General features: G+C 72.7%; 32 protein-coding genes. 14 read left to right on the forward strand and 18 right to left on the reverse strand.

Features of this window, described 5'->3' with window-relative positions; translation table 11 throughout:
* The gene (locus ACFQW6_RS13115; protein WP_378545729.1) at nt 1-777 is read right to left on the reverse strand and encodes an ABC transporter ATP-binding protein; all 777 of its coding nucleotides are present in this window, start codon (nt 775-777) and stop codon (nt 1-3) included.
* Nucleotides 778-892: 115 nt separating this feature from the next.
* Between ACFQW6_RS13115 and ACFQW6_RS13120 the strand changes: the two genes are divergently transcribed.
* Together ACFQW6_RS13120 and ACFQW6_RS13125 are read left to right on the forward strand one after the other, a co-directional pair.
* The gene (locus tag ACFQW6_RS13120) at nt 893-1,501 is read left to right on the forward strand and encodes a LysE/ArgO family amino acid transporter (protein ID WP_378545732.1); all 609 of its coding nucleotides are present in this window, start codon (nt 893-895) and stop codon (nt 1,499-1,501) included.
* 51 nt (nt 1,502-1,552) lie between these two features.
* Nucleotides 1,553-1,966 (forward strand): DUF1801 domain-containing protein, encoded by a 414-nt coding sequence (locus tag ACFQW6_RS13125; protein ID WP_378545735.1) that lies wholly within the window; start codon nt 1,553-1,555, stop codon nt 1,964-1,966.
* 11 nt (nt 1,967-1,977) lie between these two features.
* On the opposite strand, the gene ACFQW6_RS13130 is transcribed toward ACFQW6_RS13125, so the two are convergent.
* Complete coding sequence (locus ACFQW6_RS13130; RefSeq protein ID WP_378545738.1) at nt 1,978-2,163, reverse strand: hypothetical protein; 186 nt, start codon at nt 2,161-2,163, stop codon at nt 1,978-1,980.
* 47 nt (nt 2,164-2,210) lie between these two features.
* Between ACFQW6_RS13130 and ACFQW6_RS13135 the strand changes: the two genes are divergently transcribed.
* Nucleotides 2,211-2,837 (forward strand): hypothetical protein, encoded by a 627-nt coding sequence (locus ACFQW6_RS13135; protein WP_378545741.1) that lies wholly within the window; start codon nt 2,211-2,213, stop codon nt 2,835-2,837.
* Here ACFQW6_RS13135 and ACFQW6_RS13140 read toward each other — a convergent pair.
* A complete protein-coding gene (locus ACFQW6_RS13140) occupies nt 2,827-3,783 on the reverse strand; it encodes a helix-turn-helix transcriptional regulator (RefSeq protein WP_378545744.1) in 957 nt (318 codons plus the stop codon). The two genes, ACFQW6_RS13135 and ACFQW6_RS13140, sit on opposite strands and share 11 nt — an antisense overlap.
* Nucleotides 3,784-3,879: 96 nt before the next feature.
* Between ACFQW6_RS13140 and ACFQW6_RS13145 the strand changes: the two genes are divergently transcribed.
* Nucleotides 3,880-4,563, forward strand: a complete 684-nt coding sequence (locus ACFQW6_RS13145) for an alpha/beta fold hydrolase (protein ID WP_378545747.1) — start codon at nt 3,880-3,882, stop codon at nt 4,561-4,563.
* Between the two features lie 37 nt (nt 4,564-4,600).
* On the opposite strand, the gene ACFQW6_RS13150 is transcribed toward ACFQW6_RS13145, so the two are convergent.
* Complete coding sequence (locus ACFQW6_RS13150; protein ID WP_378545750.1) at nt 4,601-5,578, reverse strand: serine/threonine-protein kinase; 978 nt, start codon at nt 5,576-5,578, stop codon at nt 4,601-4,603.
* Between the two features lie 167 nt (nt 5,579-5,745).
* Between ACFQW6_RS13150 and ACFQW6_RS13155 the strand changes: the two genes are divergently transcribed.
* The 5 genes from ACFQW6_RS13155 (at nt 5,746) to ACFQW6_RS13175 (ending at nt 10,851) form a co-directional block, all read left to right on the forward strand.
* Entirely contained in the window at nt 5,746-6,132 is a 387-nt protein-coding gene (locus tag ACFQW6_RS13155) for an ArsR/SmtB family transcription factor (RefSeq protein WP_378545753.1), read from the forward strand.
* A gap of 16 nt (nt 6,133-6,148) precedes the next feature.
* A complete protein-coding gene (locus ACFQW6_RS13160) occupies nt 6,149-6,637 on the forward strand; it encodes an SRPBCC domain-containing protein (protein ID WP_378545756.1) in 489 nt (162 codons plus the stop codon).
* Between the two features lie 38 nt (nt 6,638-6,675).
* Nucleotides 6,676-7,239, forward strand: a complete 564-nt coding sequence (locus ACFQW6_RS13165; RefSeq protein ID WP_378545759.1) for a dihydrofolate reductase family protein — start codon at nt 6,676-6,678, stop codon at nt 7,237-7,239.
* A gap of 69 nt (nt 7,240-7,308) precedes the next feature.
* A complete protein-coding gene (locus tag ACFQW6_RS13170; RefSeq protein ID WP_378545762.1) occupies nt 7,309-9,147 on the forward strand; it encodes a Na+/H+ antiporter in 1,839 nt (612 codons plus the stop codon).
* Between the two features lie 42 nt (nt 9,148-9,189).
* Entirely contained in the window at nt 9,190-10,851 is a 1,662-nt protein-coding gene (locus ACFQW6_RS13175; protein WP_378545765.1) for an FAD-dependent oxidoreductase, read from the forward strand.
* A gap of 40 nt (nt 10,852-10,891) precedes the next feature.
* Here ACFQW6_RS13175 and ACFQW6_RS13180 read toward each other — a convergent pair whose 3' ends face one another.
* Complete coding sequence (locus ACFQW6_RS13180; protein WP_378545768.1) at nt 10,892-11,269, reverse strand: DUF1304 domain-containing protein; 378 nt, start codon at nt 11,267-11,269, stop codon at nt 10,892-10,894.
* Between the two features lie 106 nt (nt 11,270-11,375).
* On the opposite strand from ACFQW6_RS13180, the gene ACFQW6_RS13185 reads away from it, so the two are divergent.
* Complete coding sequence (locus ACFQW6_RS13185) at nt 11,376-11,585, forward strand: hypothetical protein (RefSeq protein WP_378545771.1); 210 nt, start codon at nt 11,376-11,378, stop codon at nt 11,583-11,585.
* A 57-nt stretch (nt 11,586-11,642) separates the two neighbouring features.
* Here ACFQW6_RS13185 and ACFQW6_RS13190 read toward each other — a convergent pair whose 3' ends face one another.
* The 6 genes from ACFQW6_RS13190 to ACFQW6_RS13215 all read right to left on the reverse strand — a co-directional run bounded on the left by ACFQW6_RS13190 (nt 11,643) and on the right by ACFQW6_RS13215 (nt 15,466).
* Nucleotides 11,643-11,864: a hypothetical protein gene (locus ACFQW6_RS13190; RefSeq protein WP_378545774.1), complete on the reverse strand. Its 222-nt coding sequence runs from the start codon at nt 11,862-11,864 to the stop codon at nt 11,643-11,645.
* Nucleotide 11,865: 1 nt separating this feature from the next.
* The gene (locus ACFQW6_RS13195) at nt 11,866-12,903 is read right to left on the reverse strand and encodes a WD40 repeat domain-containing protein (protein ID WP_378545777.1); all 1,038 of its coding nucleotides are present in this window, start codon (nt 12,901-12,903) and stop codon (nt 11,866-11,868) included.
* The gene (locus ACFQW6_RS13200; RefSeq protein ID WP_378545780.1) at nt 12,900-13,430 is read right to left on the reverse strand and encodes a DUF4919 domain-containing protein; all 531 of its coding nucleotides are present in this window, start codon (nt 13,428-13,430) and stop codon (nt 12,900-12,902) included. The genes ACFQW6_RS13195 and ACFQW6_RS13200 overlap by 4 nt, the downstream gene beginning before the upstream one ends.
* Nucleotides 13,427-14,488, reverse strand: coding sequence for a hypothetical protein (locus tag ACFQW6_RS13205; protein ID WP_378545783.1), 1,062 nt, complete (start codon nt 14,486-14,488; stop codon nt 13,427-13,429). The genes ACFQW6_RS13200 and ACFQW6_RS13205 overlap by 4 nt, the downstream gene beginning before the upstream one ends.
* Entirely contained in the window at nt 14,485-14,799 is a 315-nt protein-coding gene (locus ACFQW6_RS13210) for a hypothetical protein (RefSeq protein WP_378545786.1), read from the reverse strand. The genes ACFQW6_RS13205 and ACFQW6_RS13210 overlap by 4 nt, the downstream gene beginning before the upstream one ends.
* Nucleotides 14,800-14,881: 82 nt before the next feature.
* Nucleotides 14,882-15,466 carry a DUF664 domain-containing protein gene (locus tag ACFQW6_RS13215; RefSeq protein WP_378545789.1) on the reverse strand — a complete coding sequence of 195 codons (585 nt, stop codon included), beginning with the start codon at nt 15,464-15,466 and terminating at the stop codon, nt 14,882-14,884.
* A gap of 107 nt (nt 15,467-15,573) precedes the next feature.
* Here ACFQW6_RS13215 and ACFQW6_RS13220 point away from each other — a divergent pair, with 107 nt between their 5' ends.
* Together ACFQW6_RS13220 and ACFQW6_RS13225 are read left to right on the forward strand one after the other, a co-directional pair.
* Nucleotides 15,574-16,665, forward strand: a complete 1,092-nt coding sequence (locus tag ACFQW6_RS13220; protein WP_378545792.1) for an oxidoreductase — start codon at nt 15,574-15,576, stop codon at nt 16,663-16,665.
* A gap of 20 nt (nt 16,666-16,685) precedes the next feature.
* A complete protein-coding gene (locus tag ACFQW6_RS13225) occupies nt 16,686-17,000 on the forward strand; it encodes a hypothetical protein (RefSeq protein WP_378545795.1) in 315 nt (104 codons plus the stop codon).
* Nucleotides 17,001-17,116: 116 nt separating this feature from the next.
* On the opposite strand, the gene ACFQW6_RS13230 is transcribed toward ACFQW6_RS13225, so the two are convergent.
* Nucleotides 17,117-17,344 carry a hypothetical protein gene (locus tag ACFQW6_RS13230; protein WP_378547553.1) on the reverse strand — a complete coding sequence of 76 codons (228 nt, stop codon included), beginning with the start codon at nt 17,342-17,344 and terminating at the stop codon, nt 17,117-17,119.
* Between the two features lie 79 nt (nt 17,345-17,423).
* Nucleotides 17,424-18,290, reverse strand: a complete 867-nt coding sequence (locus ACFQW6_RS13235) for a sigma-70 family RNA polymerase sigma factor (RefSeq protein WP_378545798.1) — start codon at nt 18,288-18,290, stop codon at nt 17,424-17,426.
* A gap of 89 nt (nt 18,291-18,379) precedes the next feature.
* Between ACFQW6_RS13235 and ACFQW6_RS13240 the strand changes: the two genes are divergently transcribed.
* Nucleotides 18,380-19,525, forward strand: a complete 1,146-nt coding sequence (locus ACFQW6_RS13240) for a prolyl oligopeptidase family serine peptidase (protein WP_378545801.1) — start codon at nt 18,380-18,382, stop codon at nt 19,523-19,525.
* Nucleotides 19,526-19,541: 16 nt separating this feature from the next.
* Here the strand turns inward: ACFQW6_RS13240 and ACFQW6_RS13245 are convergent, their stop codons facing one another.
* Together ACFQW6_RS13245 and ACFQW6_RS13250 are read right to left on the reverse strand one after the other, a co-directional pair.
* Nucleotides 19,542-20,885 carry an MFS transporter gene (locus ACFQW6_RS13245; protein ID WP_378545804.1) on the reverse strand — a complete coding sequence of 448 codons (1,344 nt, stop codon included), beginning with the start codon at nt 20,883-20,885 and terminating at the stop codon, nt 19,542-19,544.
* A 151-nt stretch (nt 20,886-21,036) separates the two neighbouring features.
* Nucleotides 21,037-21,636: a DinB family protein gene (locus ACFQW6_RS13250; protein WP_378545807.1), complete on the reverse strand. Its 600-nt coding sequence runs from the start codon at nt 21,634-21,636 to the stop codon at nt 21,037-21,039.
* 122 nt (nt 21,637-21,758) lie between these two features.
* On the opposite strand from ACFQW6_RS13250, the gene ACFQW6_RS13255 reads away from it, so the two are divergent.
* The gene (locus tag ACFQW6_RS13255; protein ID WP_378545810.1) at nt 21,759-22,208 is read left to right on the forward strand and encodes an MOSC domain-containing protein; all 450 of its coding nucleotides are present in this window, start codon (nt 21,759-21,761) and stop codon (nt 22,206-22,208) included.
* Here ACFQW6_RS13255 and ACFQW6_RS13260 read toward each other — a convergent pair.
* The 3 genes from ACFQW6_RS13260 to katG form a co-directional block, all read right to left on the reverse strand.
* Nucleotides 22,205-22,567 carry a bleomycin resistance protein gene (locus tag ACFQW6_RS13260; RefSeq protein WP_378545813.1) on the reverse strand — a complete coding sequence of 121 codons (363 nt, stop codon included), beginning with the start codon at nt 22,565-22,567 and terminating at the stop codon, nt 22,205-22,207. The genes ACFQW6_RS13255 and ACFQW6_RS13260 overlap by 4 nt on opposite strands.
* A gap of 28 nt (nt 22,568-22,595) precedes the next feature.
* Nucleotides 22,596-23,063 carry a hemerythrin domain-containing protein gene (locus ACFQW6_RS13265; RefSeq protein WP_378545816.1) on the reverse strand — a complete coding sequence of 156 codons (468 nt, stop codon included), beginning with the start codon at nt 23,061-23,063 and terminating at the stop codon, nt 22,596-22,598.
* A gap of 88 nt (nt 23,064-23,151) precedes the next feature.
* Nucleotides 23,152-25,425: a catalase/peroxidase HPI gene (gene katG / locus ACFQW6_RS13270; protein ID WP_378545819.1), complete on the reverse strand. Its 2,274-nt coding sequence runs from the start codon at nt 25,423-25,425 to the stop codon at nt 23,152-23,154.
* Nucleotides 25,426-25,432 lie beyond the last annotated feature (7 nt).

Raw genomic sequence — 25,432 nt, forward strand, 5'->3', positions numbered from 1 at the left:
TCAGCCCGCCTTGCGCGCGGCGGCGTCGTGCAGCGCGCCCATCCGCTCGAGGATCGCGTCGCGGTCGGGGTCGCGCAGCTCGTCGACGAGCTTGCCGTCGGCGAGGAACAGGACCCGGTCGGCGTACGACGCCGCGACCGGGTCGTGGGTGACCATGACGACCGTCTGGCCGAACTCGTCGACGCTCCGGCGCAGGAAGCCCAGCACCTCGGCGGAGCTGGTGGAGTCGAGGTTGCCGGTGGGCTCGTCGGCGAAGACGATCGAGGGGCGGCTCACGAGCGCCCGGGCGCAGGCCACGCGCTGCTGCTGGCCACCCGACATCTCGCTGGGCCGGTGGCTCAGGCGCGGGCGCAGGCCGACGGCGTCGATGACCTGGTCGAACCACGCCTGGTCGGCCTTCTTCCCGGCCAGGTCGAGCGGCAGCAGGATGTTCTCCTTCGCCGTGAGCGTGGGCACGAGGTTGAACGCCTGGAAGACGAAGCCGATGCGGTCGCGGCGCAGGTTGGTCAGCGCCTTGTCCTTGAGCTTGCCCAGCGCGGTGCCGTCGACGACGGCCTCGCCCGACGTGGGGGTGTCCAGGGCCGCCAGGCAGTGCATCAGCGTGGACTTCCCCGAGCCCGATGGACCCATGATGGCGGTGAACTCCCCCTTCATCAGGTCCACGGTCACCCCGTCGAGGGCCCGGACCTCGGCCTCCTCCGTGCCGTAGACCTTCACCAGGTCCAGTGCGCTTGCCGCGACGCCCTGCGGCGCCCCTCCCGTGGGCTGCTCAGTCATGGGAGGAGTCTGGCAGGGGGCTCGGACACGCTGCCATGGGATAACACCCGCAGCCGACCCTGACATCTGTCAGGGGTCTCCCGGGGTCTGGACCAGTGGCCCTAGGTTGTCCCGCGTGGGAGATGTCGTCGCCGGGCTGCTGGCCGGCCTGTCCCTCATCGTGGCGATCGGCGCGCAGAACGCCTTCGTGCTCCGGCAGGGACTGCGTCGCAGCCACGTCGGATTGGTCGTCGCGATCTGTGCGCTGTCCGACGTGGTGCTGATCCTCGCGGGGGTCGCGGGCATCGGCGTCCTCGTCGACCGGGCCCCGTGGGCTGTCGAGGTGGTCCGCTGGCTCGGCGTCGCGTTCCTCACCGTCTACGGCGTGGCCTCGCTGCTGCGCGCCCGACGCGCGCAGGCCCTCGACGTGGGCGACGGCGTGGTCGAGGCGCGACGCGGCGTGGTGGGGCGCGCGGTCGCCCTCACCTGGCTCAACCCGCACGTCTACCTCGACACCGTGCTCCTGCTCGGGTCGATCGCCGGGACCCACGGGACGCCCGGCCGCTGGTGGTTCGCGCTCGGCGCGTGCGTGGCGAGCATCGCCTGGTTCGCGGGCCTCGGGTACGGCGCCCGGCTGGCCGCGCCGCGGCTCGCCAGCCCCCGCGCCTGGCAGGTGCTCGACGTGCTGGTCGGCCTGGTGATGCTGGCGATCGCCGTACGCCTCGCGCTCCCGTCCGCTGGTTGAGCAGGTCGCGACCTCCTCGACCGACGGGTCGCGGGCGAGGACACTGGCGGGATGGGCGACCGGAAGACGCAGCCGACCGACACCTCCGTGGAGGAGGTCATCGACCGCGCGGGCGACGCGCGACGGCGCGACGACGCGCGTGACGTGCTCGACCTCATGCGGGAGGTGACCGGTGCCGAGCCGGTGGTCTGGGGGCCGTCGATGATCGGGTTCGGCCGCCAGCCCTACACGACCGCCGACGGCAAGGAGCGCGAGTGGTTCGCCGTCGGGCTCGCGCCGCGCAAGGCCGCGCTCACAATCTACGGCCTGACGTCCTACGGCTCCAACGAGGACCTCCTCGAGCGGCTGGGACCGCACACGACCGGCAAGGGGTGCGTGTACGTCAAGCGCGTCGGCGACCTCGACCGCACCGTGCTCACCGAGATCATCGACCGCGCCTGGCGGGAGAACCACCAGCCCGGGTGAGGGGGCGGTGCTCAGTCGGCGGAGGGGTCGCGCTCGGCCGCCTGGCGTGCGACGGCCTCGTCGTGGCGGGCGCGGAGCCGGTCGCGGACCTCGGACGGCTCGTAGTGGCGACGCTCGCGCTCGTCGCGGGCGACGGCGGCGCCGGTGGCCACGCCGGCCAGGATCCCGGCCAGCCCGACCCACTTCCACACGCGCATGCTCGGAGCCTAGTGGTCCCGGCACGTCGATCGTGCAGACTGCGCGCATGACCCTGAGCCCCGACCAGGCGGTGGACCTCACCCGCAGCGGCGACATCTGGTTGTTCCGCGGTCGTCGGGCACCCGACCGGGCGATCCGCGCGGTCACCAACTCGCCGGTCAACCACGTCGGTATGGCGGTGGTCGTCGACGACCTGCCGCCGCTGATCTTCCACGCCGAGCTCGGCAAGAAGCAGGTCGACATGTGGACCGGCGCCCACCACCGAGGCGTGCAGCTGCACGACCTGCGCGAGGCCGTGACGCGGTGGCAGGTCGAGTACGACCAGGACGCCTGGGTCCGCCAGCTCGACCCGCAGATCGGCCAGTCCGAGGAGGACGGGATGCTGCGCACCATCGCGCGGCTCGACGGGGTCTCCTTCCCCAGCCTGACCCGGCTGGGCGCGCGGTGGCTCCGTGGCCGCGACGCCTACGTCCCGCGACGGAAGCGCGGTCAGCGGGTCACCCCGGAGGCGGCGTTCTGCGCCGAGATCGTGGCCAGCTGCTACATCGAGATGGGCATCCTGCGCGACGACCGGCGCGCGACCTGGTACGACCCCGGCAAGTTCTGGAGCGGCGACTACCTGCCGATCTCGCCCGGCTGGACGCTCGGCAAGGAGGTCGCGGTCAGTCGCTGACCGACCGCACCAGCCTCGCTGCCACCACGCCGACCGCCGCCCGCAGCTCCTCGCCCCCGACGACCGTGAAGTCGAACGGGATGCCGGCCAGCCACTCGCCGGCGTACGCCTCGGGGTTGCTCGTGCTGCCGACGAGCTCGCACCGCCCGTCCGGGAGCGCGCGGAGGTCGCCGATGGTGGGCCGGATCCACGGTCGGACCTCGTCGAAGGGGGAGTGGAACACGACGTGCGTCTCGTGCTCCCAGCCCTTACTGAGGTTGGCCTCGAGCTCGGCGGCGGGGTCGAGGTCGGCCGGCAGCTCGAAGGTGCCCTCGAGGACGGCGACCTCGGTGATCCGGTCGATGCGGAAGGTGCGCAGCGCCGCGGCGTGGTGGGAGTGGCACAGCAGGTACCACCGCCCGTAGCGCACCACCACCGACCACGGGTCGACCTCGAAGGTGCGCGGGTTGCCCGCGGCCGTGCGGTAGCCCAGGCGCACCTGTCGCTGCGCGGCCACGGCGGCGACCAGCTCGGTCGTCACGCCGGGGTCCGGCTTGGCTGACACCCGCTCGGGCACGGAGCGCGCCGTCTCGCGCAGCATGACCGCCTGCCGAGCGACGTTGGTCGGCAGCACCCGCAGGATCTTTCCGAGCGCGGAGCCCACCGGGTCGTCGGGATCGGCGACCGCGTGCTGGGAGTCGAGCGCGGCCATCACCAGCCCGAGCGCCTCGGTCGCCGAGAAGACCAGCGGCGGAAGCCGCAGGCCGCGCCCCAGCGTGTAGCCGCCGTAGGGACCGCGCGTGGACTCGACCGGGATGTCGGCCTCACGCAGGATCGCGACGTAGCGCCGCGCCGCGCGCTCGGTGACGCCGAGCCGGTCGGCCAGCTCCGCGGCGGTGACCCCCGGTCGCGCCTGGAGGACGTCGAGCGCCCGCAGCGCACGCGCGGTCGGACTGATCTCGCTCATAAGGAGCATGGTGGCACCGGTTCCGGACGTGGAGCGTCCGGAATGGCCTCTAGCGTGGGCCGCGAGGGTCGATCACACCGAGATCAAGGAGAACTCATGGACATCGTGCTCATCGCCGGACTCTGGCTCGACGGCTCCGCCTGGGACGACGTGCTGCCCGAGCTCGAGCGGCTCGGCCACCGCGGCCTCCCGGTGACGCTGCCGGGCCAGGGCGACGGCGCCGCCTCGGCGACGTACGACGACCAGGCCGACGCGGTCGTCGCCGCCGTCGACGCGGCCGACGGGTCGCCCCTCGTCGTCGGCCACTCGGCCGCGTCGACGCTGGCGTGGGTCGCGGCGGACCGACGTCCGGACGCGGTGACCGGGGTGGTCCTGATCGGCGGCTTCCCGACGACCGCCGGCAACGCCTACGCCGACTTCTTCGACACCGACGGCGACGCGGTGCCGTTCCCCGGCTGGGAGCCCTTCGCCGGGCCGGACTCCGACGACATGTCGCCCGAGCTGAAGGCGGAGGTGGCAGCGTCCACCCACCCGGTGCCCGTCGGCGTCACCAAGGGGACGGTGCAGTGGAGCGACGAGCGTCGCCACGGCGTACCGCTCACGCTGGTGTGCCCGGAGTTCAGCCCCGCCCAGGCGCAGGAGTGGATCGACTCCGGCGACGTGCCCGAGCTGGCCGACGCCACGGCGCTGGAGCTCGTCGACCTCGAGTCCGGCCACTGGCCGATGTTCACGCAGCCGGCGGCGTTGGCCGGTCTGCTCGACGCGGCGACCAAGCGCTGACCTCGCTGCACCAGGCGCCGGGCTGCGCCCGGGGTCCTCAGTCGAGGAGCTCCTCGGGCGCGGCCGCCATGGTCGGGATGTCGGCGGGCGCGCGGTCGGCCGGCTTGACGGCCTCGAGGGGCGTGGACGGCGTCAGCGGCGTGACCGGCAGAACGACGTAGCCGCCGCTCGGCACGCCGGAGGCGAGGTCGACGTCGACGTCGGCGAGCTCGGCCGGGGCCACGCCCAGGAGCACGGCGACGGCGAGGGCGTTCTCCGGCCGGTCGGCGGGGTCCTTCTCCAGCAGGCTCGCCACGACGTCGCGCAGGTCCTCGGGCACCTCGTCACCGAGCGGCGGCGGAGGCTCGTTGACGTGGCACAGCGCGGTCGCGATCGGGGTGCCGCGGTCGAAGGGCCGCTTGCCGGTGAGCATCTCGTGCGCGACCACACCGAGGGCGTAGAGGTCGCTGGCACCGGTGGCCTGCTGCCCGATCGCCTGCTCGGGGCTGATGTAGTTGGGCGTGCCGAGCATCTCGCCGACGCGGGTGTGGCCGATGGTGTCGATCGCGCGGGCGATGCCGAAGTCGGTCAGCTTCACCAGGCCGTCCTCGCGGACGAGGATGTTGGCGGGCTTCACGTCGCGGTGGACGACACCGGCCTCGTGGGCGGTGCCGAGGCCGAGGGCGGCCTGGCCGACGATCGACCGCACGGCCTCGGGCTGCATCGCGCCCTGCTCGCGGATGATCGCCGAGAGTGGCAGCCCCGGGACGAGCTCCATCACGAGGTAGGTGCGGTGGTCGTCCTCGCCGTAGTCGAAGACGGTGGTGATGTTGGGGTGCAGGAGGGCAGCCGAGTGACGGGCCTCGTCGCGGAACCGCTCCGCGAAGATCTCCTCGTTGTCGGGGTCGGCGCGCATCACCTTGACGGCGACGTCGCGCTTGAGCACGTCGTCCAGCCCGCGCCAGACATCGGCCATGCCGCCGGAGGCGATGCGCTCCTGCAGGACGTATCGGTCCCCGAGACGCAGTCCTTCCACGAGCCTGTGCACTGGGCGGTGCCCCACTTCTCTCGAAACAGGTGCGCAGCGGCGCACCAACGACGGATGTTACTCCGACCTGTACCCCGTTCCGGCCTCGACGACGGCACTTCCACCCCCATGGGTGCCCTTGACAACCTACAACCGCTTGGTTGTATGTTGGTCCCATGAACGAGACGGACGAGGACCGGGCCGACGCCTGGTTCCACGCGCTCTCCGACCGGACGCGTCGCGACATCCTGCGGCGCGTGCTGTCCGGCGAGCACTCCGTCTCCACGCTGGCGCGCAGCTACGACATGAGCTTCGCCGCCGTCCAGAAGCACGTCGCGGTGCTCGAGCGTGCGGGCCTGCTGACCAAGCGTCGGCGGGGTCGCGAGGCCCTCGCCAGCGGCGACGTGGAGGCCGTGCGGTCGGTGGGCGCGATGCTCACCGACCTCGAGGCCCTCTGGCGCGGCCGCATCTCGCGGATGGACGAGCTGTTCGCCGAGCACCAGCAGCAGGACCACGAGCAGGACCAGCAGCACGACGACCGCCCCGACCCGACCGACCGATGAGAGAAGGACCGAACCCATGCCTGTCACCGACGTCCAGCACGACCTCGACGCCCTCACCCTGACCATCACCGCCGACTTCGCCGCGCCCGTGGAGCGCGTGTGGGAGGTGTACGCCGACCCGCGCCAGCTCGAGCGGGTGTGGGGCCCTCCCGGCTACCCCGCCACCTTCGTCGACCACGCGCTCGTCCCGGGCGGGCGGATGAACTACTTCATGACCAGCCCCGAGGGGGAGAAGTACTACTCCTACTGGGACGTCACCGAGGTCCACGCGCCCAGCCGCTTCGACTTCAAGGACGGCTTCGCCAGCGACGACAGCTTCACCCCCAACCCCGACATGCCCGAGGCCTTCAACACCTACAACTTCACGGCCACCAGCAGCGGCACCCGCGCGACCTTCATCGGCACCTACGGCAGCGCCGAGTCCCTCCAGCAGGTGCTCGACATGGGCGCCGTCGAGGGCTCGACCCAGGCGATCAACCAGATCGACGACCTGCTCGCCTCCTGACCCGCCGCGACGCGACCCGATCACGAGAGGATCCACCCATGCGCCCCATCGTCATCACCACGTTCCTGTCCCTCGACGGCGTCATGGAGGCCCCCGGAGGCGGCGACCACCCGCACGCCGGCTGGACCTTCAAGGACGTCGAGTTCGACGAGGCCGCCTACGAGATCAAGGGCCGGGAGATGAGCGAGGCCACCGCGCTCATGTTCGGCCGGCAGTCCTACGACGAGTTCCACCCCGTGTGGCCGTCGATGGAGGAGTTCGCCACGTACAACGCGATGCCCAAGTACGTCGTGTCCACGACCCTTCCCGGCGACACCGCGCCCTGGGGCGAGGGCGAGGTGACGGTGCTGTCCTCCCTCGACGACGTCGCCGCCCTGAAGGAGACCGAGGGCGGGGAGATCCACGTCCACGGCAGCGCGCGCCTGGCCCAGTCGCTCGCCGCCGCCGGACTGGTCGACCGGTACACCTTGCTCGTCTACCCCCTGCTGCTCGGCAGCGGCAAGAAGCTCTTCGGCGAGGGCGACAAGACCAAGCTCCAGCTCGTCGAGCACGCGGCCTACGGCAACGGCATCACCCTGCTGCGCTACGACGTCGTGCGCTGAGCAACCACTCGCGTATCAGCGCGTCCTCGACCAGCGAGACGCGCACGCGGGCGGTGAGAGACTCCCACCGTGGACCTCGCCCTGCTGCTCGTCTCCATGGCAGCCGTCGTGCTCGCCGCCACCGCCGTCAGTGAGCGGCTGCGCGTCCCGGCGCCGCTCCTGCTGGTCGTCGTCGGCGCCGCGGCGGCGTACGTCCCCGGGGTCCCGACGATCCACCTCGAGTCGGAGGTCGTCCTGCTGGGGCTGCTGCCGCCCCTGCTCTACGCGGCGGCGATCCAGACCTCGCTGGTCGACTTCAACGCCAACCGCGGCACGATCCTCCGGCTCTCGGTGCTGCTCGTCCTCGTCACCACGTTCGCGGTGGCTGCGGTCGTCCACTGGCTAGTGCCGAGCCTGGGCTGGGCGGCCTCGATCGCCATCGGGGCCGTCGTCGCACCCCCGGACGCCGTCGCCGCCACGGCCGTGGCGCGGCGCATCGGGCTGCCGCGCCGCGTCGTGACGATCCTCGAGGGTGAGTCGCTCCTCAACGACGCCACCGCCCTCGTCACCCTCCGCACCGCGATCGCGGCGCTGTCCGGCGGCGTGGCCATCACCGCGGTCGCGGGCGACTTCGTCCTCGCAGCCGGCGGCGGCCTGGTGATCGGCGTCCTCTTCTTCCTCCTCGTCGCCTGGCTGCGCAAGCGGATCACCGATCCGCTGATGGACACCGCGATCTCGTTCCTCACCCCGTTCGCGGCGTTCGTGGCCGCCGAGGAGATCCACGCCTCCGGCGTCATCTCGGTCGTCGTCGCCGGCCTGCTGCTCGGCCACAAGGCACCGATCATCCAGACCGCGCAGTCCCGCATCACCGAGCGGATCACCTGGCGCACGGTCGCCTTCGTGCTGGAGAACACCGTCTTCCTCCTCATCGGCCTCCAGCTCGACTGGATCCTGCAGGACGTCAGCGAGTCGACCCTGCCCACCAGCCGCATCGCGCTCGTCTGCCTCGCGACCCTGCTGACCGTCGTCGTCGTGCGCCTCGTCTACATGCAGGCCACCGGCTTCCTCCGGCGGCGCGACCCGATCCCGCCGGCGTGGAGCTTCCTCATCGGCTGGGCCGGGATGCGCGGCGTCGTCACGCTCGCCGCGGCGTTCGTGATCCCCGAGGACGCGCCCCACCGCGAGGTGCTGCTCCTCGTCGCGTTCACCGTCGTGGCCGGCACGCTGCTCGTGCAGGGCCTGACACTGCCGCTGATGACCCGGCTGCTCGACGTGCCGGCCCCCGACCCGGCGGAGGACGCCCTCGCCCGCGCCGGCCTGCTCCAGCAGGCCGCCGACGCCGGCTTCGCACGCCTCGACGAGCTCGAGTACGACGACCACCACGGGGTCGCCGACCAGGTGCGCGCCCGCGTCGACCAGCGCACCTTCGCGGCCTGGGAGCAGCTGGCGACCACCGACGGCGAGGAGACGCCCTCCGAGCTCTACGCCCGGATCCGGGGCGAGATGATCGAGGCCGAGCGGGCCAAGGTGCTGCTGGTCCGCGGCAAGGGCAAGGTGCCGTCGGAGGTCGTGAGCCAGGTGCTCGGCATGCTCGACATCGAGGAGTCGATGCTCGACGCCGGCTCCGCGGCACGCGCCGGCGTACGCTCCGGGAGCCTCACCTTCGCCGGCGGCCGCACCTGCGACGACCTCGACGAGCACCCCCCGGTCGACACGGTCGACGAGCCGGCGTGCGCCACGTGCCTGGCCGACGGCACCCGCTGGGTGTCGCTGCGGCAGTGCCTCACCTGCGGCAACGTCGGCTGCTGCGACTCCTCCGTCGGCAAGCACGCCACCGCCCACTTCCACGACAGCCTGCACCCCGTCGTTGAGTCCGCCGAGCGGGACGAGTCGTGGCGGTGGTGCTACGTGCACAACCTCACGGGCTGAAACGCGGCCGGTGACGATCCACCCCGCCACTAGGCTCGTGGCATGGGAGCGCCCGCGATCGTCATCGCCTCCACCCACCACGCGCCCGAGCTGGGCGAGGCGTTCGCCCGCTACGAGCGCGAGTACGACGTCCGCATGGCGACCGACGAGGCCTCCGCCAAGGCCTGCGCCAAGGATCTGGTGACGACCGGTCACCCCGTGGCGCTGTTCGTGGTCGACACCGACCATGATCGCGAGCGGCTCTACGAGCTGATCGGCGGGACCCGGCAGGCGGTCCCGACCGCGCGGCGGCTGATCGTCACGCACGTCAGCCGGTTCCGCGAGGACAACCAGACCTTCCGCGAAGCCGTTGCCAGGGGCAAGGTGGACGCGCTGCTGCTCATGCCGCAGGGGCCGCGCGACGAGGAGTTCCACCTCGCCGTCGGCGAGCTGCTCAACGAGTGGAACGCGACCGTCGCCGCTCCGGTGGTGGAGAACGTCCGCATCATCGCCCCCGAGAAGGACGGGCTGACGCGCGGCCTGCTCGACTACCTCGCCCGGGTCGGGATGCCGGCCGGCGTGCACCACCCCGACAGCGAGGTCGGCCGCGAGGTGATGGCGAGCTGCCCGGAGGACGAGGGCCGCTGGCCGATCGTGTCCTCGCTCGCCGGATGGTGCGGCCACTGCCCCGACGTGCGGTCGCTGGCCAACCAGCTCTACGGCCGGCCCGACCAGATCGACGTCGACAAGGTGGTCGACCTCGTCGTGGTGGGTGCGGGTCCGGCGGGACTGGCTGCCAGCGTGTACGCCTCGAGCGAGGGCCTTTCGACCGTCTGCCTGGAGGCCGAGGCGATCGGCGGCCAGGCCGGCACCAGCTCGATGATCCGCAACTACCTCGGCTTCCCGCGCGGCATCTCCGGCATGCGCCTGGCGCAGCGCGCCCGCGGGCAGGCGCTGCGCTTCGGCACCCGCTTCTTCACCGGGTGGCCGGCGACCGGCATCTCACGCTGCGCGGACGGTGACCACCACGTCGTGCACACCGACGGCGGCGACGTGCACACCCGGACGGTGCTCGTCTCGACCGGGGTCGACTACCGCCGCCTGGGTGTCGAGTCGCTCGAGGAGCTCGTCGGACGCGGGGTCTACTACGGCGCGGCCATGGCCGCCGCCCGCGAGCTCGCCGGCGACCACGTCGTGGTGGTCGGCGGCGGCAACTCAGCCGGGCAGGCGGCCATCCACGCCGCCCGCTTCGCCGCGTCGGTCACGATCGTGGTGCGCCGACCCGACCTCACCTCCACCATGTCGTCGTACCTCATCAACGAGATCGAGTGGAACCCGCGCATCACCGTGCGCCCCTGCACCCGCGTGGTCGACGGCGGCCCCGACGACGTCGGTCAGCTCGCCTGGCTCGACATGGAGGACGTCGACACCGGCGCGCGCGAGCGGGTCGAGGCGCGCGGGTTGTTCCTGCTCCTCGGCGCGGCGCCCGAGTGCGGCTGGTTGCCGGATGCGGTGCTGCGCGACGAGCGGGGCTTCGTCCTCACCGGCCGCGACGTGCCGACCGAGCACTGGGTCGACAGCGTGCCTCCGGAGGACCTGGCCACCACCGTCCCGGGCATCTTCGCCGGCGGTGACATCCGCGCCGGGTCGATGAAGCGGGTCGCGTCGGCGACCGGCGAGGGCGCCTCGGTGGTGTCCTCGGTCCACACCTGGCTCGGGCAGTAGCGCTCATCGGGTCGAGACCGGGCCGGGGCCCGGGCGAGACCTACATCGACAGCAGCAGGAAGAGCACGGCCAGCGCCGGCAGGGTCCCTTGGGTGATCGCGGCGCGCGCCATCGACCCGTCGTGGGTCACCAGCACCAGCGCGGCGCCGAGCATCGACCCCGTGCCGGCCAGCGCCAGCGCGCGTCCGACGTCCTCCTGCTCGCCCAGCAGCGCCACGCCGACGATCGTGATGATCGCCAGGAAGAGGTTGTAGAAGCCCTGGTTGTAGGCCATCGGCGCCAGGACCGGGGCGTCGGCCTCGGAGACGCCGAAGGTCCTGCGGGTCGCGGGCTCGGTCCACCGGAAGGCCTCGAGGACCCAGATGTAGACGTGCAGCAGCGCGGCCGCGACCGCGAACACCACAGCGAGGATGGTCATGCGGTCACCCTAGGGCCGCCTACCCCTGGGAGGGTGGCAGGCCGTACGCCGTTCGGCGCACACTCGCGACGAGCGGCTACCCCGCCGCGAGGATCGAGGAGGTCCCGTGGGACGACTGATCGGCATCCTGCTCGTGGTCTGGCTCGTCATCGGCGCGATCGCCGCCTTCCAGCGCGGCTACTTCGACGACACGAGGACCAACTGCTCCGAGGCGAGCGACATCGCGCTCACCGTCGTCGCCGGGCCGCTGAACTACCTCGGCGTCAACCCCAAGGTGACGTGCGCCGACGTCGACGTCCCGGAGCCCAGCAAGTAGGGCGTGTTCTCAAGTCTCGGCGCGCAGCAGGCCATGGACGTGAGGGACACGCCCTCGTCAGCGACCCGCGTTGCGCGGGTGGTTCCTCGCCGTCCGCTCGTTGCCGCGACGGTAGTTGCCGGTGACCCGGGCCATCAGCTCCTGCTCGTCGTCGTCCTCGACGTCGGCGAGGAACCGTGCGGCCGCCGCACCGCGCAGCACCGTCGCGCGGCGGCCGTGGTGCGAGATCACGACCTCGCTGCCACGCACCTCGTAGTCGAAGCCCTGAGGTCCCGGCACGTCACTCCTCCGGCTTCTCGAACGCCGTCGCGCTGCCGCCCCGTGCCGGCCAGGCGAGCACGCCGTCGCGCGGGCTCACCGCGTACACGCGTGAGCCGTCAGGTGCGACGAGCACGGCCCGCGGGGTGTCGGTGGCGCCCGCGAGCGAGCGCACGTCGTCGGTGCGCCAGTCCCAGACCCGCAGGTCGGGCTCGTCCTTCACGCTCGCCGCCACGCGGTCGGAGCCGAGCCAGGCCAGGTGGTCGGCGGCGACCGGCGACGACGCCTGCTCCTCGTAGGTCTCGCCGTCCCAGACCGTCAGTGCCGCCTGCTCGTCGAGGGCGAACGACGACGTCGCGAGGGTGGCGTCGTCCGGGCTCCAGGCGACGTGCCCCTGCGGCGGGGCGTCGAGCTGTCCGAGAGCGGCCCCGGACCCGACCTCGAAGACCGTGACCGGGGCGTCGGAGGACGCGACGGCGAGCGCGGACCCGTCGGAGCTGAAGGCCACGGCCACCGGTGCCTCGCCCTCCGGGTCGACCTCGGTCACGTCCGTCGGGTCGTCCACCGACCAGAGGCGTACGACACCGTCGGCGCCCGCACCGGCGAGCGTCTCGCCGTCGGGCGAGAACTCGAGGTCACGCATGCCGGCGCCCGGACCGTCCTGGACGACCTCGGCGTCGTAGGCCTGGGCCGTGCCGACCTCGTCACCGGTGGCGTCGTCCACGAGGACCACCGAGACGGTCCCACCGTCGACCTGGTCGGTCGCGACGAGTCCGCCGGTGCCCCAGGCGACCACGCCACCCCCGTCCCACCGGTCGTCGAGGGTGCCCTCGGCCGTGGACCAGAGGCACAGCTCGCCGTCGCACGGCACCGCGATCCGCGACCCGTCAGGGCTCAGCGCCGCTGAGTCACCGGCGAAGGCCACGCCGGGCACCTCGACGACGTCGCCCGCGCCGGTGTCGCCTCCGTCGGTCACGGCGTCACCGGAGTCGTCCGAGCAGCCGGCGAGCGCCAGCGCGGCGACCGCCAGCCCCGCCGCGAGCGGGAGCGCACGCCTCATGCGCGCACCAGCCGGCTGACGTCGAACCACGCCTCGCCGCCGTCGTCGCACACGTGGCGGTCGAGCGACGCGCCGTCGGCCGCGACCAGCGTCTGCTGCTGCGAGGTGCGGCGGTCGGCGCGCAGCACGTCGTACTCGTCGCTGATCCGCAGCACGCTCCACGGGTGCTCCCGGGTGCCGTCGCCGGTGCTGCGGATGGACTGGATCGCCAACGCCTGCAGGCCGCGCTCCGCCCGGGCGCGGGCGTCGTCACCGAGCCCGGCGTGGGCGGCGGCGAGCGCCGCGTGGGCCGACGGGGAGAAGAAGGCTCCGGGCATCAGGCGTTGCACGACCTCGGCCGCCTCGGCGTGGTCGCCGCGCGCGAGGGCGGGCGCGACGGCGTCGACGACGTCGAGACCGGGGTCGAAGCCGGGTGAACGGCGTACGGCGTCACGCAGCGCTGCGAGGTCGGCGGCCGACCGGGTGCGGGCCCAGACGAGGGCGAGGTCGGACAGCGCGGGTCCGCCGGACTCGGTGTGCGTGCTCATCGTGCCTCCTCCCTGATCCGGTCGAGGTCGTCACTGTCGAGGTCGTCGAGGTAGTCGCCGCCGGTCTCGCGGGCGTCCCGCTCGACAGGCTGGTCACGATAGGCCTCGAAGCCGTCGTCCTCCGTGGTCTGGTAGTCGTCGAAGTTGTCGCGCCACTCCTCGACCTCCGCCTGGCTGACGCCCGGTGGACCGTCGTAGTCCTCCCACCACCACCAGGGAAGGTCGTCGACCTCCTTGCGCTGCTGGGCGTGCCGCACCTCGTGGGCCACGGTGCCGAGGATGGTCGGGTCGGAGAGGTTGTCCTCGTCGATGCGCAGCACCCGGTCGTCCTCGCTCCAGCTGCCGCGGGAGTCCGTGGTCGGGTCGTCGTCCTTGCCGTCGCCGTCCGCGTCCTCGAGGTCCTCGATGCGGACCTCGAAGTCGTCCACGCCCGCGTCGCGGGCCTGCTGCTCCGCGATGTGCTCCAGCACCCGGCGGCGCTCGTCGTCGGACATCGAGGCCCAGTCGCGCTCGACCTCCGGGTCGACGACGTAGTCGGGTCCGTCGTCGCTGAACGACCCGTGCGGGCGCGCGGCGATCAGCGCCGAGTCGACGGCGTAGGCGTCGTCGAGGACGGCGCCCACCCGTGCGGCCAGGGCGGTGACCGCGTGCTGCCGGCTCGCCTGGTGCTCCTGCGCCTCGAAGCGGTTGTCGAAGGTCGGCCGCGGGGCGACGTCGCTGACGGTGCCGGACGCGTCGACCTCCAGCTGGGCGGCCGCGGCGTCGCTGAGGATGTCCTGCACGGCCTGCTCGATCGCCGTGACGGGACCGACCTGGGCGTAGACCTGGCGCTCGAAGTCGGTCAGTCCCTCGATGTGGCGCGTCATCCGGGCGACCAGCGCCGCCTGGCGTGCCGAGGCCGCCCACCGACCGACGCCGGTCCACCCGTCGGGGACCGCGTCGGACTCCACGACGTCCCGGGCCTTCTCCAGCGCAAGCACGTCGACCCGCAGCTCGTCGCTCGCGGCCTGCACGCCGGCGGCACGCCAGGACCGGAGCCGGCCGAAGGTGATGCTCACGACCCGCCTCCGAGGAAGGTCTGCAGCCACTTCTGGAAGGCCTGCGCGCGGGCGTCGGCGGCCTCGGCGTCGGCGGCGGCCGCGTCGAGCCCGTCGGCGAAGTCGCCGACCGACGACGCCCACGCCCGGATGCCCTCGTCCCACGCGGTCGCGAGCTCCGGCATCACGCTCGCGGTGCTGCTGCCGGGGAGCGCACCGGCGAGCGTCGCGACGGCATCCGCCGCGTCGGCGTCGCGGGCGTCCGTGGCGGCGGACCGCAGGTCGCTCGCCGTGGTGCGGAGCTCATCGGGCTCCACCTGGTAGGTCGACATGTCGGGTGGATGCCCCGCCGCGACGCTCGCCAAACAGCGGCGACCGGCGCCTGTGCACAACGAGGGCACAACGAGGGCACAACTAGGCGAGCCAGGCGGGCGTCCAGTCCTCGGGCGGGTCCTCGCCGACGCGCCCGTCGACGGCCTCGCGGAGCAGGTCGGCGTGGCCGGTGTGCCGGGCGTACTCCTCGAGCAGGTCGACGAGGAGGCGCCGCAGCCGCGGGTGGTTGCCGTTGCCGTCGTCGATGTGGGCCACCAGGTCGAGACCGCCCTCGGCGAGCGCGTCGTCGATGCGCCGCGTGTTCCGGACGACGGCCTCGTCGAAGACGGCGTACGTCTCCGCGGCGGTGAGGTGGTCGGCCTCGAACTCCCACTCGTCGGTGTCGTCGTGCCCGAGCGAGCGCCACGGCTCGACGAACTCCTCGCCGCGCAGCTTGGTGGTCAGGTAGTAGTCCTCGGCCAGCGCCAGGTGGCGCAGGAGGCCGCCCAGGGAGAGCGACGACGACGGCAGGCGGTGCCGGAGGCCGGCCTCGTCGAGGCCGTCGGCCTTCCACCGCAGCGTCGCGCGCATCCGGCCGAGCGCTCCGGTCAGGTGCTCGGCCTCGGTGCCGTCGATGGGCGGCTCCCACGGCGGCGGGACCCAGGTCTCGTGGTCAGGGGTGCTCATGCCCCGACGCTAGACCGGGTTCCGGACGATCCGCTGCCGCAAGGCCCGCCCTTCCGGCGTTGCGACGGGTCTGGACATGATCCGCGCCGTGGGTGGAAGGTGACCGGATGCGACGACTCGGAGTCCCTGCCCTGATCCCTGCCCTCCTCACGATCCCCGCCCTGGCGCTCACCCTCCCTGCGAGCTCGGCGGCGCAGCCGGAGGCCGCCGCCGGGCCGAACCCGTTCCGCGACGGCTGGAGCGAGACCGTCGTCGACGCCGACCAGAACCTCCGCGGCCTCGAGGCCGTGAGCAGGCGCGAGGCCTGGGTGACCGGGGAGAGCCTGACCGATGACGGGCCCGCGCGGGTGTTCCGCACGACCGACCGCGGCCGGACCTGGACCGACGTCAGCCCGGACGGCACCGAGGGCCTGTCGTTCCGCGACGTCGAGGTGCACGGCTCCGTCGCGCACGTGCTGGCGATCGGCCCCGGCGAGGCGTCCCGCATCTACCGCTCCACCGACGGCGGCGCCTCGTGGGACGAGTCGTTCCGCAACACCGACGAGAAGGCGTTCTACGACTGCATGGCCTTCTACGGCAAGGGCCGGCACGGACTGGCGGTGAGCGACCCGGTCGGCGGCAAGCTGCGCATCCTCGCCACCGACGACCGTGGCCGCTCGTGGTCGGTGCTGCCCGACAAGGGCATGCCCCGCTCCAAGGACGAGTTCGGCTTCGCCGCCAGCGGCGACTGCCTCGTCACCTCGGGCAGGTCGGCGTTCCTGATCACCGGGGGCAAGAAGTCGCGCGTCCTCCGCTCCGACGACCGCGGCCGCACCTGGACGGCGGTCCCCTCGGGGATCCCGGCCGGTGAGGCAGCCGGCGGGTTCGCGGGCGCGTTCGCCTCGCCCCGCGTGGGCATCGCGGTCGGCGGCGACTTCGCGGAGGCCGACGACACCGAGGACACGACGGCGTACACCCGCGACGGCCGGACCTGGACCACCGGCGGCGACCTCTCCCACGTCGGCGAGGACGTCACCTTCCTGCGCGGCACGAGGTACGCCGTCGCGACGGGCGACTACGACGGGTCGGTCGGGTCGAGCATCACCACCGACGGCGGGCGCACGTGGAAGCGTGCGAGCAGGAAGGGCTACCACGCCATCGACTGCGTCGACACCGTCTGCTGGGCCGCCGGCAGCAAGGGCCGCGTCGGCCACAACTGAGTGCTGGCTACGCTCGAGGTGTGCCTGGCCTGACGCGCGTCCCGACCGCTCCCCTGCTCGCCGCCGGCCTCGTCGGCGGCTTCGCAGCCGCCCAGCAGACCGGCGTACGCCCCCTCGGCGGTGCTGCGATGCTCGGCGCCAACGTGGTCGCGGCCCGGCAGTGGTACGCCGTCGGCGGCGCGCCGCTGGCCCTCGGGCTGAGCGCCGCCTACTGGACCGCGATGGGTGTCTCGCACCCGCTCGCCAAGAAGATCGGCACCTGGCCCTCGGTGCTCGGCGTCACCGCGGTGGCGTCGGGTGCCGCCTGGCTGTTGGCGGACCGCCGCGCGCGCTGACCTCTGTCGCTGCTTCACCATGGGATGTCGCTGGATGTGCACTTCCCTCGGTTGGTTGCACCAGGGACGTGCGGTGGTTCCCGACATCCCATGGTGAAGCAGCAAGGGGGACGGGGTCAGTCCTCCGGCAGGGCGGCGAAGTCGGCCTGCATCTGGCGGTACCAGCCGAGCGACTTCTTCGGGTGGCGCCAGCGACCCTTCATCTTCTTGCGGGCCGGCAGGTGCGCCTGGTCGCCGTCCTTCTCGGCCTGCTTGAGGTGGTGGTCCTGCGCGTTGATGACGTCGTCGTGGGTCTCGCCGCGGTGGGCGAGGTCGCACGGTCCGCCCAGCTGGCGGCAGGTCATGGTCTTCACTTTGCTTCTCCTCCTGGTGTGGTCACTCCACTGACGTACGACGCCGCGCGGGTGTGACCGCTGCGGCTGGTCATCGGACCTCGGGTCCGTCGCGGCGCACGACCTGCTCGAGCAGGGCCGGCTCGGCGCGGAACGTGATCGCGCGGACCTTGCCGTAAGCGACCTCGAAGTCGAAGACGACCGCCGCGGCCCCGCGGTGGAACCATGCGGACGCCGGTCGGTCGCCCACGAAGACGGGCATCGCAGCCTGGGCGCTGCCGTTGAAGAACGTGGCCACCTCGTCGCGACCCTCGATGGAGGCGGGAGTGCCCGCCAAGACCGCGGCCTCGTCGGCGCCGACCACCGCATCGGGCGCGAGCAGCTGGAGCAGCCGCTCGAAGTCACCGCCGCGGGCGGCGGCCATGAACGCGTCGACGACCTCCCAGTCGGCCAGCGCGTCCTCGGGGGCCGGTTGCGCGACCTTGGCCCGGGCCCGCGACGCGAGCTTGCGTGCCGCGACGGGCGAGGTGTCGAGGACGGCGCCGATGGTCGCGAAGTCGAAGCCGAAGCTGTCGTGCAGGACGAAGGCCACCCGCTCGCGCGGGGACAGACGGTCGATGACCGCCTGGAGGGCGATGCCGACCGTGTCGGCCAGCGCGACGTCGTCCGCGGGGTCGGTCACCGGCTCGGACCACGGCTCCACCGCCTCCTCGAGGTGCGGGTCCTCCACCGGCACGGGCGTGCGCGCCCGCAGCCGGTCCAGGCAGAGCCGGGTGGTGACGGTGGTCAGCCATGCGGGGAGGTTCTCGATGTCGGTGCCGTCCTGGGCGACCGCGCGGTCGAGGCGCAGCCAGGCCTGCTGCACCACGTCCTCCGCCTCGGCGTGGTCGCCCAGCACGCGGGTCGCGATGCCGAGCAGTCGGGGCCGCTCGGCCTCGAAGCTCTCCGTCCGGTCCATGAGGTCCACCCTTCCGTGTGCGCGTCGTGTCGACCAGTCGACGTCCCGCGAGCCCCAGACGTGACCAGCAGTGCCGCAGACTGGTCGACATGCCCGCCCTGAGGCCCCGAGCCGCCGGCCCTGTCGCGACCGCCGCCGCGGTCCTGGTGCTGCTCGCCGGCTGCTCGAGCGGCGCCGACGAGCCCGACCCCGCCGGCTCGTCGGACGCTCCGAGCGCCACCCCGACCAACGAGCCGACCACCCAGCCCACCAGCCAGCCCACCAGCCAGCCGACCAGCGAGCCGACCAGCGAGCCGACCGAGCAACCGTCGGAGCAGCCCTCCGCGGACCCCGAGCCGGCCCACCCGATCTCGATGGCCGCGCTCGCCCGGGCCGACCTGACCGGCGGTGACCTGCGGCTCGGTGCCGTGCGCGAGCGGACCCCCGCCTACACGTCGTACGACGTCACCTTCGCGTCCACGACGATGGGCCGGGGCACCGAGCCGCTGCGGATCAGCGGCGTGCTCAACGTGCCGACCGGGCGGGGCCCCTTCCCGGCGGTGGTGCTGTCCCACGGCTACATCGACCCGGCCTACTACGTCCGCGGGCAGGGGATGACGCGTGAGCGCGGGTTCCTCGCCCAGCGCGGCTACGTCGCGCTGCATGTCGACTACCGCAACCACGCCGAGTCGACCGACGACCCGCGCGTCGAGCAGGCGGTCCGGCTCGGCTACGCCGCCGACGCGGTCGCCGCTCTCCACGCCCTCCGGACGTCCGACGACGTGCGGGTCGACCCCGGCCGGATCGCGCTGTTCGGCCGCTCGATGGGCGGCGGCGTGATGATGAAGGCGCTCGCCGCCGAGCCCGGCCTCTTCGCCGCCGGGGTGGGCTGGGCGTCCGTCTCGAGCCTCGAGGCGGAGAACTTCGCCCAGTTCCAGCGCCCCGACGCGCCCCTCGCCGAGCTGAAGGCCGACTTCCGGGGACGCCACGGGCTCCCGGCCGAGGACCCGGAGTTCTGGCGGGGCGTCTCGCCGCGGCCACTCTTCGGCGACATCACGGAGCCGGTGCTGATGGTGCACGGCCGCTTCGACGACACCTGCCCGCCCCGGTGGGCCCGCGCCACCCAGCGCGCCATGACGAAGGCCGGCGTGGACGCCACCCTGGAGTGGTACGACGACGGGCACCCGTTCGGGCCGGCCTTCATCGCAGCCATGGACCGGACCGTCCGCTTCCTCGACGCCCGGATGCCTGCGTGAGCCACCCCGCCGGGGGTCAGTCGGTCGCCGCACCCTCGAGCTGCTGCGGCGGCGCGTCGGCGTACGCCGCGGAGAGCCGGCGGTAGGGAGCGGACACCAGCGCGACGAGCACGGTGACGAACATGATCCCGCCGGCGATCATGAAGACCAGCGCGATGCCCCGGGCGTCGCCGTCGCCGAGCAGCCAGCGCCACGAGTCGCGGCCCTCCTCGGACTCCATGTAGGGGATCAGCGCGAACTCCGCGATCGGGCCGATGAGGAACGCGGAGATCGGGCTGGCGGCCAGCTCGACGCTCTGGGCGAAGCCGAACACCCGGCCCTGGGTGCGGAACGGGACGACCCGCTGCAGGATCGTCTGCTCGGCCGCCTCGGCGGCCGGGATCACCGCCATGAAGACGAAGATGCCGAGGACGTAGAGCCAGGCCCACTCGCGCACGGTGAAGGTCATCCCGATCAGGGCGATGGCGAGGTTGACGAGCAGGAGGGTGCGGACCGGGTTGGCTCCGAGGCCGAGCTTGGCGACGAGTCCACCGCCGACGACGAACCCCAGCCCCGTGACGCCGAGGACGATGCCCCACGCCTCGACGCTGAACAACGTCAGGCCGTAGGGGTCCATCAGCGCGATGTAGACACCGGAGACCAGGTTGTTGAACGTCGTGAAGAGGATCAGCGCGACCAGCCCGGGGACAGCGGTGATCGCGGAGATCGCCCCGCGGAAGTCGAAGTGCGGCCCGCCCTCCTCAGGCTCCGGATCGACCTCGGGGATCGTGATCGGCGCCAGGTGCAGCAGCGCGACGCCGGTCAGCGCGACCGCGATCGCGAGGGTCCACCCCATGCCGAGCAGCCCGACGCTCAGGCCGCTGAAGACGCTCGTGATCATGAACGAGATGCCCTGGACGGTGCCGACCAGGCCGTTGGCCTTGTCGCGGTCGTCGTCGGGGACGAGCAGGGTCACGGTGGTGGAGAGCGCGATGTTGCGCAGGCTCTCGACGATGCCGCCGACGAGGATCACGCCGGTGAACAGCCAGAACCACGGGCTGCCCCAGTCGGCCAGCCGGTCCTCGCCGAGCAGCAGCCACAGGCCGGCCGAGGCGGCGTAGGCGACAAGCGTGACGGTCGAGGAGATGACCATCACCTGCTTCTTGCGGTGGCGGTCGACGAGCGTGCCGAAGAACGTGCCGAAGACCGCCGTGAAGAGCATGTAGCCGCCGCCGATGATCGCGGTGGCCATCACCGAGCGGGTCTCGAGGTAGGCCCAGAAGGTGAGGGCGAACCAGAGGAAGCTCGCGGTCACGTTGGCGACCAGCGTGTTGCCGAGGACCTGCCGGAACGCGCGCACGGTCTCCGGGCCGCGGGTCACCCCCGGCGGCAGGTGCGCCTAGACCTGCGGCGCGGCGGGGTCGGCCGGGACCTGGTCGGGCTCGTCCATGGGCACCCGACGACCCTAGGCGCAGCCACCGACACTCCGCGTCCGACTTATGGCCACCAGCGCGCCGCGGGGTCGCGTGCCCCTACCCGGCCGGGAACTCCTCGGCGACGCTCCTCAGCCGGGTGACGTACGCCGGCCAGTCGACCTCGGGCAGGTTGGTGACGTCCACCTTGAGGCCGGCGGCGCCGTCGATGCCTTCGCGCAGGACGTCGGCGTGACCGGCGTGCCGGGTGACGTCGGCGAGGACGTGGACGAGCACCCGCTGGAGCGTGATGTCGCGGTGCGCGGCCGACCACCACGGCACCGTCCCGGCCGCGTCGAGCGGGAGCTCGGCCACCGTCGCGTCGCTGAAGGCCCACACGTCTCGGTAGAAGTCGACGACCTCCGTCGCCGGGACCGAGGCGGGCACCCACCAGTCGGCCTGCGGGTCGGCGTCGTAGTCCGGGTCCGTCACGAAGAGCGGGTGGTCGGGGTGGTGCCACTCGCGGCCGAAGGTGGGTCCGAAGTAGCCGATCTCCACGTTGGCGACGTGCCGGACGATGCCGAGCAGGTTGGTCCCGGTGGGCGTGAGCGGGAGACGCAGGTCGCGCTCGCCGAGGCCGTCGAGCTTCCAGAGGATGGCGTCGCGTGCCTCTTGGAGGTAGCGGTGGAGGGCTTCCTTCGGATTGCGCAGATCGCTCATGGCAACCGATCATGCCTCCCGCGACGCCCCTGCGGTCACCGGATATCCGGTGACCGGCCCACTTGGCGGCCCAGATCCCGGGTGCAAAGCGCGAGACTTGGGTGCGAAGTACGGTCGCACCCGTGAGCTCTCGCGTGCACGCCATCCACATCGCCCCCGGGCGGAAGGTCCCCACGAGGTCGGTGGACTCCGTCGAGGCCGAGGCGGGCGTCGGCCTGGTCGGCGACCGCTACCACGGGGCGAGGCACCGCCACGTGACCGTGCAGGCGCTCGACGACCTGGAGGCGGCGGCCGAGGTGCTCGGCCGGCCGGTCGACCCGGGACTCACCCGCCGCAACATCACCCTGACGACCGGACCGATCCCGACGCGGCCGGGCGAGCGGATGCGGATCGCGGACGTCGAGCTCGAGGTGGTGCGCATCGCCGCTCCCTGCCGGCTCCTCGACGACTGGCTCGGCCCCGGCGCCATGCAGGCGCTGCGCTCGCCACGCGGCGGCACGGTGTTCCGGCTGCTGGGCTCGGGCACGATCCGCGTGGGCGACGAGGCGGAGGCGGGCCGCGTCGCGGGCTAGGGGTTCTGCACGAGTCGGAGCAGGTTGCCGTCGGCGTCCACGAGGTAGCCGATCCTCATCCCGGAGTCCTCGACGCGCGGCGGGTGGAGCCGCGGCCACCCGACGTGGGTCTCGGGCAGGCCGGCCGCCACGCACACGTCGTACAGCGCATCGACGTCGTCGACCCGCAGGCAGCAGCTCGAGGCGGTCGAGGCCGGGTCCATGCCGGGGTCCGGGAAGAACTCGAGCACCAGCGTGCCGCGTTCGAGGATCAGCCAGCCCGGGTCGTGGTACGCCGTCGCGAACCCGAGCGCGGCGTAGAAGGCAGCCGTCGCGTCGAGGTCGCGCGAGGGGAGGTTGGGCGTGGCGTGGTCGACCATCCGCCCACGGTAGTGCCGGATCCGGACGTCAGAGCGGGCCGAGCACGTCGGCGACCTCGGCGCGCAGGTCGAGCCGGTCGAGGATGCCCAGCAGGGTCCGCTCCTCGAAGCGGAAGTGCGACTCCATGATCGCGCCGATGCCGTCGAGATGCCGCCCCAGCACGTCGGGGTCGGCGGAGGCGGTGACGTCGGCCTGCAGCGCCCCGACGAGGTGGCCGATCATCGCGTGGTCCTGCTCGAGCTTGCGCAGCGGCTCGGCGAGGTCGGGGTGCTCGGCCGCGACCGCCGGGAACAGGAGCGCGTCCTCGCCGCGGTGGTGGCGGTCGAGCGCGGTGCAGAAGCCGTGGCAGAAGAGCAGCAGGTCCCGGCTCGCGGACGGCGTCCGCCCTGCGGCAGCCTCGTCCAGCGCCACGCGGTGGGCGGCGCGCAACCGGTCGTGGACCTCGCGCATCTCCCGACCCCAGGCCACCAGCCGGGTCTTCTCCCGCTCGCTCACGTCGCGCCCACCCTAGCCGCCACGAGCAGCGGCCCGGACCCCCCGCGAGGGGAGTCCGGGCCGCCGGCCGAGCAGGGTCAGCGCAGGATCAGCGCAGGTCGAACCGGTCGTTGTCCATGACCTTCACCCAGGCGTCGACGAAGTCCCGCACGAACTTCTCGCGGGCGTCCTCGCTGGCGTAGACCTCGGCCAGGGCCCGCAGCTGCGAGTTGGAGCCGAAGATCAGGTCGACGGCGGTGGCCGTCCACCTCAGGTCGCCGGTGGCGGCGTCGCGGATCTCGTAGACGTTCTCCTCCGACTCCGAGGCCTTCCACTGCGCGCCGGGGGCCAGCAGGTTGGCGAAGAAGTCGTTGGTGAGCACGCCCGGGCGGTCGGTGAGGACCCCGTGCTCGGAGCCGCCGACGTTGCCGCCGAGGGCCCGCATGCCGCCGACGAGGGCCGTCATCTGCGGCGCGGTCAGGCCGAGCAGGTAGGACCGCTCCACCAGCAGGGTCTCCGGCTGGAGCTTCTCGCCCTGTCGCAGGTAGTTGCGGAAGCCGTCGGCACGGGGCTCGAGGACGCGGAAGGAGTCGACGTCGGTCTGCTCCTGGGTGGCGTCGGTGCGTCCGGCGTGGAACGGCACCGTGACCTCGACGCCCGCGTCGCGGGCGGCCTTCTCGACCGCGGCCGACCCGGCGAGCACGATGAGGTCTGCGAGCGACACCTGCGCACCACCGCGGCCGTTGAACTCGCTGCGCACGGCCTCGAGCTTGTCGAGCACCGTCGCGAGCTGCTCGGGCTGGTTGACCGCCCAGCCGCGCTGCGGCTCGAGGCGGATGCGCGCTCCGTTGGCGCCGCCGCGCTTGTCGGTCGAGCGGAACGACGCGGCCGAGGCCCACGCCGTCGAGACGAGCTCGGCGACGCTGAGGCCGGAGTCGAGGACCGCGGTCTTGAGCGCGGCGACGTCGGCGTCGCCGATGAGCTCGCCCTCGTGGGCCGGCACCGGGTCCTGCCAGATCTGGGTCTCCGGCACCCACGGCCCGAGGTAGCGCGCCACCGGTCCCATGTCACGGTGCAGCAGCTTGTACCAGGCCTTGGCGAAGGCCTTCGCGAACTCGTTGGGGTTCTCCAGGAAGCGGCGCGAGATCTTCTCGTAGGCCGGGTCGAAGCGCAGCGCGAGGTCGGAGGTCAGCATCGTGGGTCGGCGCGGCGGCGAGTCCGGCGTCGGACCGGGGACGATCGCCTCGGCGTCCTTGGCGACCCACTGGTGGGCGCCCGCCGGGCTCTTCTCCAGCTCCCACTCGTAGGCGAAGAGGAACTTGAAGTAGTCGTTGCTCCATCGCGTCGGCGTGGAGGTCCAGGTGACCTCGAGGCCCGAGGTGATGGCGTCCTTGCCCTTGCCCGAGCCCCACGAGCTCTTCCAGCCCAGGCCCTGCTCCTCCAGCGGAGCGGCCTCCGGCTCGGGGCCCACCAGGTCGGCGTCGCCCGCGCCGTGGGTCTTGCCGAAGGTGTGGCCACCGGCGATGAGGGCGACCGTCTCCTCGTCGTTCATCGCCATCCGCGCGAACGTGTCGCGGATGTCGCGAGCGGACGCGACCGGGTCGGGGTTGCCGTTGGGCCCCTCGGGGTTGACGTAGATCAGGCCCATCTGGACCGCGCCGAGCGTCTCCTCGAGCTCGCGCTCGCCGCCGTACCGCTCGTCGCCGAGCCAGGTGTCCTCCGGGCCCCAGATGATCTCCTCGGGCTCCCAGATGTCCTCACGCCCGAAGCCGAAGCCGAAGGTCTGGAAGCCCATGTCCTCCATCGCCACGGTGCCGGCGTACACCAGCAGGTCGGCCCACGAGATCTTCTGGCCGTGCTTCTGCTTGACCGGCCAGAGCAGGCGGCGGGCCTTGTCGAGGTTGGCGTTGTCGGGCCAGCTGTTGAGCGGGGCGAAGCGCTGCGAGCCCTCGCCCGCGCCACCGCGGCCGTCGAAGATCCGGTAGGTGCCGGCCGCGTGCCAGCTCATCCGGATGAACAGGCCGCCGTAGTGGCCGAAGTCCGCGGGCCACCAGTCCTGGGAGGTGTTGAGGACCTCGACGACGTCGCGGCGCAGCTCGGCGAGGTCGAGCTTCTTGAACTCCTCGGAGTAGTCGAAGTCCGGCCCGAGCGGGTTGGTCTTGGAGGAGTGCGTGCGCAGCGGCGACAGGTCGAGGCTGTTGGGCCACCAGTCCTGGTTGGTGTGCGGGCGGCGGTTCGTCGCCGGCTGCGGCGAGTCGATGACGGGGTTCTCGCTCTCGCTGCCCTGGGCGGTGGCGGAGTCGTGCATGACCGGGCAGCCGGCCTCGGCCTTGCGGTCGACCCCCTGGGGGCTCTCGGGGGTGGTGTCCTGGCTGTCGGTCATGGCGAAC

The sequence above is a fragment of the Nocardioides sp. GCM10028917 genome, assembly GCF_042666175.1.
Taxonomy (GTDB): Bacteria; Actinomycetota; Actinomycetes; order Propionibacteriales; family Nocardioidaceae; genus Nocardioides.

Excerpts from the sequence above, each read along its gene's own strand:
- ACFQW6_RS13200 (WP_378545780.1), bottom strand. The coding sequence starts at position 13,430 with ATGAGCACGCACACCGAGTCCGGCGGACCCGCGCTGTCCGACCTCGCC.
- ACFQW6_RS13235 (WP_378545798.1), bottom strand. The coding sequence starts at position 18,290 with ATGGACCGGACGGAGAGCTTCGAGGCCGAGCGGCCCCGACTGCTCGGC.
- ACFQW6_RS13210 (WP_378545786.1), bottom strand. The coding sequence starts at position 14,799 with ATGTCGACCTACCAGGTGGAGCCCGATGAGCTCCGCACCACGGCGAGC.
- ACFQW6_RS13140 (WP_378545744.1), bottom strand. The coding sequence starts at position 3,783 with ATGAGCGAGATCAGTCCGACCGCGCGTGCGCTGCGGGCGCTCGACGTC.
- ACFQW6_RS13155 (WP_378545753.1), top strand. The coding sequence starts at position 5,746 with ATGAACGAGACGGACGAGGACCGGGCCGACGCCTGGTTCCACGCGCTC.
- ACFQW6_RS13250 (WP_378545807.1), bottom strand. The coding sequence starts at position 21,636 with ATGAGCGATCTGCGCAATCCGAAGGAAGCCCTCCACCGCTACCTCCAA.
- ACFQW6_RS13230 (WP_378547553.1), bottom strand. The coding sequence starts at position 17,344 with ATGACCTGCCGCCAGCTGGGCGGACCGTGCGACCTCGCCCACCGCGGC.
- ACFQW6_RS13195 (WP_378545777.1), bottom strand. The coding sequence starts at position 12,903 with ATGAGGCGTGCGCTCCCGCTCGCGGCGGGGCTGGCGGTCGCCGCGCTG.
- ACFQW6_RS13175 (WP_378545765.1), top strand. The coding sequence starts at position 9,190 with ATGGGAGCGCCCGCGATCGTCATCGCCTCCACCCACCACGCGCCCGAG.
- ACFQW6_RS13240 (WP_378545801.1), top strand. The coding sequence starts at position 18,380 with ATGCCCGCCCTGAGGCCCCGAGCCGCCGGCCCTGTCGCGACCGCCGCC.
- ACFQW6_RS13180 (WP_378545768.1), bottom strand. The coding sequence starts at position 11,269 with ATGACCATCCTCGCTGTGGTGTTCGCGGTCGCGGCCGCGCTGCTGCAC.
- ACFQW6_RS13135 (WP_378545741.1), top strand. The coding sequence starts at position 2,211 with ATGACCCTGAGCCCCGACCAGGCGGTGGACCTCACCCGCAGCGGCGAC.
- ACFQW6_RS13115 (WP_378545729.1), bottom strand. The coding sequence starts at position 777 with ATGACTGAGCAGCCCACGGGAGGGGCGCCGCAGGGCGTCGCGGCAAGC.
- ACFQW6_RS13130 (WP_378545738.1), bottom strand. The coding sequence starts at position 2,163 with ATGCGCGTGTGGAAGTGGGTCGGGCTGGCCGGGATCCTGGCCGGCGTG.
- katG (WP_378545819.1), bottom strand. The coding sequence starts at position 25,425 with ATGACCGACAGCCAGGACACCACCCCCGAGAGCCCCCAGGGGGTCGAC.
- ACFQW6_RS13145 (WP_378545747.1), top strand. The coding sequence starts at position 3,880 with ATGGACATCGTGCTCATCGCCGGACTCTGGCTCGACGGCTCCGCCTGG.
- ACFQW6_RS13160 (WP_378545756.1), top strand. The coding sequence starts at position 6,149 with ATGCCTGTCACCGACGTCCAGCACGACCTCGACGCCCTCACCCTGACC.
- ACFQW6_RS13220 (WP_378545792.1), top strand. The coding sequence starts at position 15,574 with ATGCGACGACTCGGAGTCCCTGCCCTGATCCCTGCCCTCCTCACGATC.
- ACFQW6_RS13165 (WP_378545759.1), top strand. The coding sequence starts at position 6,676 with ATGCGCCCCATCGTCATCACCACGTTCCTGTCCCTCGACGGCGTCATG.
- ACFQW6_RS13215 (WP_378545789.1), bottom strand. The coding sequence starts at position 15,466 with ATGAGCACCCCTGACCACGAGACCTGGGTCCCGCCGCCGTGGGAGCCG.
- ACFQW6_RS13125 (WP_378545735.1), top strand. The coding sequence starts at position 1,553 with ATGGGCGACCGGAAGACGCAGCCGACCGACACCTCCGTGGAGGAGGTC.
- ACFQW6_RS13260 (WP_378545813.1), bottom strand. The coding sequence starts at position 22,567 with ATGGTCGACCACGCCACGCCCAACCTCCCCTCGCGCGACCTCGACGCG.